The 3948-nt window shown below is 41.7% G+C and carries 5 protein-coding genes; 2 read left to right on the top strand and 3 right to left on the bottom strand.

The genetic code is table 11. The features are described from left to right. Nucleotides 1–44: 44 nt before the first annotated feature. Nucleotides 45–227 carry a hypothetical protein gene (locus NTU69_10705; GenBank protein ID MCX5803980.1) on the bottom strand — a complete coding sequence of 61 codons (183 nt, stop codon included), beginning with the start codon at nt 225–227 and terminating at the stop codon, nt 45–47. Between the two features lie 283 nt (nt 228–510). On the opposite strand from NTU69_10705, the gene NTU69_10700 reads away from it, so the two are divergent. Together NTU69_10700 and NTU69_10695 are read left to right on the top strand one after the other, a co-directional pair. Further along, nucleotides 511–645: a hypothetical protein gene (locus NTU69_10700; protein MCX5803979.1), complete on the top strand. Its 135-nt coding sequence runs from the start codon at nt 511–513 to the stop codon at nt 643–645. Nucleotides 646–990: 345 nt separating this feature from the next. After that, nucleotides 991–1530, top strand: a complete 540-nt coding sequence (locus tag NTU69_10695; protein ID MCX5803978.1) for a hypothetical protein — start codon at nt 991–993, stop codon at nt 1528–1530. Nucleotides 1531–1670: 140 nt separating this feature from the next. On the opposite strand, the gene NTU69_10690 is transcribed toward NTU69_10695, so the two are convergent. Next, complete coding sequence (locus tag NTU69_10690; GenBank protein ID MCX5803977.1) at nt 1671–3245, bottom strand: hypothetical protein; 1575 nt, start codon at nt 3243–3245, stop codon at nt 1671–1673. Nucleotides 3246–3752: 507 nt separating this feature from the next. After that, nucleotides 3753–3948: hypothetical protein (locus NTU69_10685; protein MCX5803976.1), on the bottom strand; the 196-nt coding region annotated here is incomplete at its 5' end.

Here is a 3948-nt window from a genome sequence, read left to right as displayed (position 1 = left end):
GATAAGGTATACGAGGGTAAATGTGATGAGATAAAACATGTCGCTTAAGGAAGCTTCTCTATCAACTCAATCTCTTCTTTTTCCCAACGTATCTCTTCCCGGTAATCCCCTTCTTTCTCCTCTATACCCTTATGCCAGTTGATAATACCGTAAATGAGGCAAAAGAGGAAGGAACAAATTGTCATGATAAAACCAAGAAATACCCAGATATCAGCAAAACCGAGCATTGTAGTATTTGATTACATGTTGTTCGTGCACTTGTCAAGTGATAAAAAAATACCTGAAAAAACTCTTGACTTCTAAAAAATAAAATAATAATTATATTACTATGAATGTTTAACGCATAAAATTGAATAACGAATGGGTTCAGGGATATTTGTATATCTCTGGAGGTTATTGCAGGATGGTCGGGCCGCCACCTGAAGAGATAATTCTTCGGGTTGCGGCTTTTTTATTAGGTAATAAACCGCATGGAAAGGAGATTACAAGGAAAATACAAACCCATTATAGATGCATACAATACAGAAGAAAGGGGGTGATTTTGTGGACGGAATTACATGGTTCATAATAATATCAGCAGTTTTAATGCTTGTCGTTGGGATCATTTTTGTGATAAGCGTAGGAAAATCAAAAAAGAAGGATTGATGTTTTATAAGTAATTGAATTAAAAAAGGGGATTAGAATAGAGGAGAAAAAATGTAAGTGTTTCCGTTGCCGTAATATACGGCTACTCTGTAGGGAGTACGACAAATATCTTCTTCATGGGGAGCAATAGTGATGAGAATACACCATCCTTCATCCACTTGAAAATATAGATAAATTTATATCACTCTATTTTTTAGTTGATTGTTCCCCCATGGAATGGTAGAGAAAAAGCCATGGAGAGTGAGGTTATCACATGAGCATATACATAATCATCTGGTTGTTGATCGGAATATTCCTCTTGGCATGGAGCATTTATCGGTGGATTCGTAAATAAGAGAAATGGACATGCAAGATAAAGCCTCCCAGATAAAGAGGGTCGTAAAGATCAGCATTATGGTAGGGCTTGCTGTGATTATCGTTGGTTTTATTGCGTTGCAAATTCAGGAAAGAAGGTCTCGGACAAGACAGGCGGAAGGTGGTTTCCCCACTTTAGTGGATAAAGGGGGTTGGCAGTTTTATAATTCTGATAAAGAGGGAGACCATTATTATAGAATGGAAAAGATGGAAAAACCCTCCCCGGGTATTGTGAGAGCATGGGATAAACTCGTATACAGCAAGGAAGGCAAGGAACTCTATTTGAGTAAACGAGCCCGGTCCGGGATGTTCACAGAAGGGTTGGGTGAGCTTACCCACAGGAGTGTCTTGTACGAGTTGAACTGTTTCAGCGAGCGGGGAGAGTATCATGTTGTGGAAATGTTTGAAAGAAGCAAAGAAGGGACAACTCTGGACTATGCAAAATCTGGGAGTTATAAAGACTGGACTCACTTTCCAGAGGGATCGTTCCTTGAAACATTAATGAAAACAGTATGTCCTGCAAAAAGGTGAGCATGGAGCGTAGCGCTGAGAGCAAAGTGAAAATAAAAAGATACTAAGACATGCCATTGGCTATGCATTTCTCTTTCTGCTCATAGCGCTTTGCTAGAATAAAAAAAGGGGCCCGAAGGCCCCTTTTTATTGCTTCTCTCTTACTTACCAAAGAGTTTTTCCATATGTTCCTTTGATGGTGGCTTGGTAAGAAAGCTCACCCCAAAATAGATGACGGCACAGCCAATAAAGAGTATCCATTCCGTAGTACCCATACCGAGTCTTGGTGGTTTTGCAGCCATCACTGCCCATGCACCGTATACGGACATGAGAGTTCCGTATATAACGGTACATATGGCACCTGCCGCTGTTGCCCGCTTCCAGTAATAGGATATTGCTGTTACGAAGAAGAATACTGCTCCGAGACCCATAGCTGCCATTCCCATGAAGATCGATAAGAGTGGGGGAGGTCTCTTCAGTGTCCACATAAATGGGATGAAGAGGAAGAGGGCAATGAGGAAGTAACCAAGATAGAGCATGCTTTGATCTGATGTTTTAGGCCACCAGAGCTTTATGATATCCCTTGTGATGTTTGCACTCATGATAAAGACCATACCGGCGAGTGTGGAGAGGGCGGCAGAAAAAAGACCCATTACGTATAGTCCAAGTACTATATTCCCACCAACCGCATGGGCAAGCATCGGGGCAGCAAGGTCGGCCCCCCACGGTTTTATTGCAAGAAGGTTTGGGCCATAAATAGCCCTTGAAACCAACCCATTACTCGAGCAATCGAGCATGATAGGGATACCGGTAAATAACCAGACAATGAAGACCATTTTAAAATAATCAGCTTTGTTAAGCTTTTTCATGCCGAGGAACCTGCTTGTGTTATGGGGAAAGCCCACTGCCATCGTGAAGAAGATTAAACCTGCTGCGGTAATACCCACGTAGCTTGACATAAGCTGGGTAAACCCTTTCGTTGGAAGGTCAGGCCTTATAAGCTGCATCAGTTTCGGGTTCTGTGCTACAAGATTTGAAGTTATGTTGTAAAAACCGCCCATGTACACAAGGGCCATTATGCCGATGAGGGTACCTACAAAGGCAAAGATAAAACCCTGAACTGCCATGGCATACTGGTTCCCGACGTACCCACCGAGGACCATGTAGAGCCATGCAACAAACACTGACAGCAAGAGACACCAGAAAGGAGACAGCCCTGTAAGGGCATACCACGTACTTCCTCCAGCTTTTAGCTGACCTACTGAATACATGAAGAGGAAGTAGAGCATTGAGCATGCCACTACTGTCTGAAGTACTTTGGATTCAAATCTCCTCCCTATTGTTTCAGGGAGAGTTGCGGCACCGAGTTTTGCAGCGAAATCCCTTGTTTTGAGGGCAGCAAGCCATATACATGGGATAATGCCTACAAGGCTGAATATACCGGCAAACCACATGCCTGAAAAACCGACTGTGTAGACAATAGCCGTGCTGCCACAGAATGCCCAGCCAGAGATGTACGAAGCGGAAAGTGCAGCGCCGGTAACCCAGGGTCCGATATCCCTTTTCCCAACAAGGTATTCCTCAAAGGATGCCCATTTTTTCTTCGCTGCTATACCGAGAATCATACAGACTCCAAGCATGAGGGCGAGTGCTATAATGCCATAAATTACGCCTTCAGCCGTTGGTTTTGGTACATCTAAGAATTTTTGTGCTGCTTGCGTTACTTGCGGATTCATTCTTTCCACCCCCTTGTAATTAGCCACGTGCCAATGAATGTCATAAGAAATGTACCTATAAACATAAATCCCCAGATTATCCAAGCGCCCATATAAGCAGATGGATCAGGTGGTACTGGTGGTAATGATACTGGTTGCATAGATACCTCCTTTCCTGATTTTAATGAAAATTTGTTGTAACACAATCACCTCCTTAATAAAAATATTTTTTTACCAAATGAAGGATAACAATAAGGAAGATCGACGGAAATTGAGGATTTGATTATAAAATTATCCATGATTTATACCCCCCATCCCCCTTTCTTTCCTATAATGATAATGTTATATACGGCAATGTCAACAAAAAAATTGACTATTATCACATATTGGTAACCGATAAAAGACTAACTATTTAATTATATTAGAGAAACTCGACTTGGGTGTTCGGGATACAGTATACAGAAAATAGTAAGTAGCCTATGCCTGTTTTTTTCTGCTTACTGCTTACTTCCTACTACCTACTGATTTTTAAAGTCTGACTGATACGACCTTTGAAATACCTTCTTCTTCCATTGTGACGCCATAAATCGTGTTTGATGATTCCATAGTAATTCTGTTGTGTGTGATAAATACTATCTGGGTTTTGTTGCTGATGCTTTTAATAATCTCGAGGAGAGACATAATGTTTGCATCGTCGAGGGGGGCATCTATTTCATCCAGAAAC

Source organism: Pseudomonadota bacterium (assembly GCA_026388215.1).
GTDB lineage: Bacteria > Desulfobacterota > Syntrophorhabdia > Syntrophorhabdales > Syntrophorhabdaceae > JAPLKF01.
This window is presented reverse-complemented; position numbering and strand designations above follow the sequence as displayed.

Bases quoted from the DNA above. Each gene is read 5' to 3' on its own strand.
- NTU69_10690 (MCX5803977.1), bottom strand. From the start codon at position 3,245: ATGAATCCGCAAGTAACGCAAGCAGCACAAAAATTCTTAGATGTACCA.
- NTU69_10695 (MCX5803978.1), top strand. From the start codon at position 991: ATGCAAGATAAAGCCTCCCAGATAAAGAGGGTCGTAAAGATCAGCATT.
- NTU69_10705 (MCX5803980.1), bottom strand. From the start codon at position 227: ATGCTCGGTTTTGCTGATATCTGGGTATTTCTTGGTTTTATCATGACA.
- NTU69_10700 (MCX5803979.1), top strand. From the start codon at position 511: ATGCATACAATACAGAAGAAAGGGGGTGATTTTGTGGACGGAATTACA.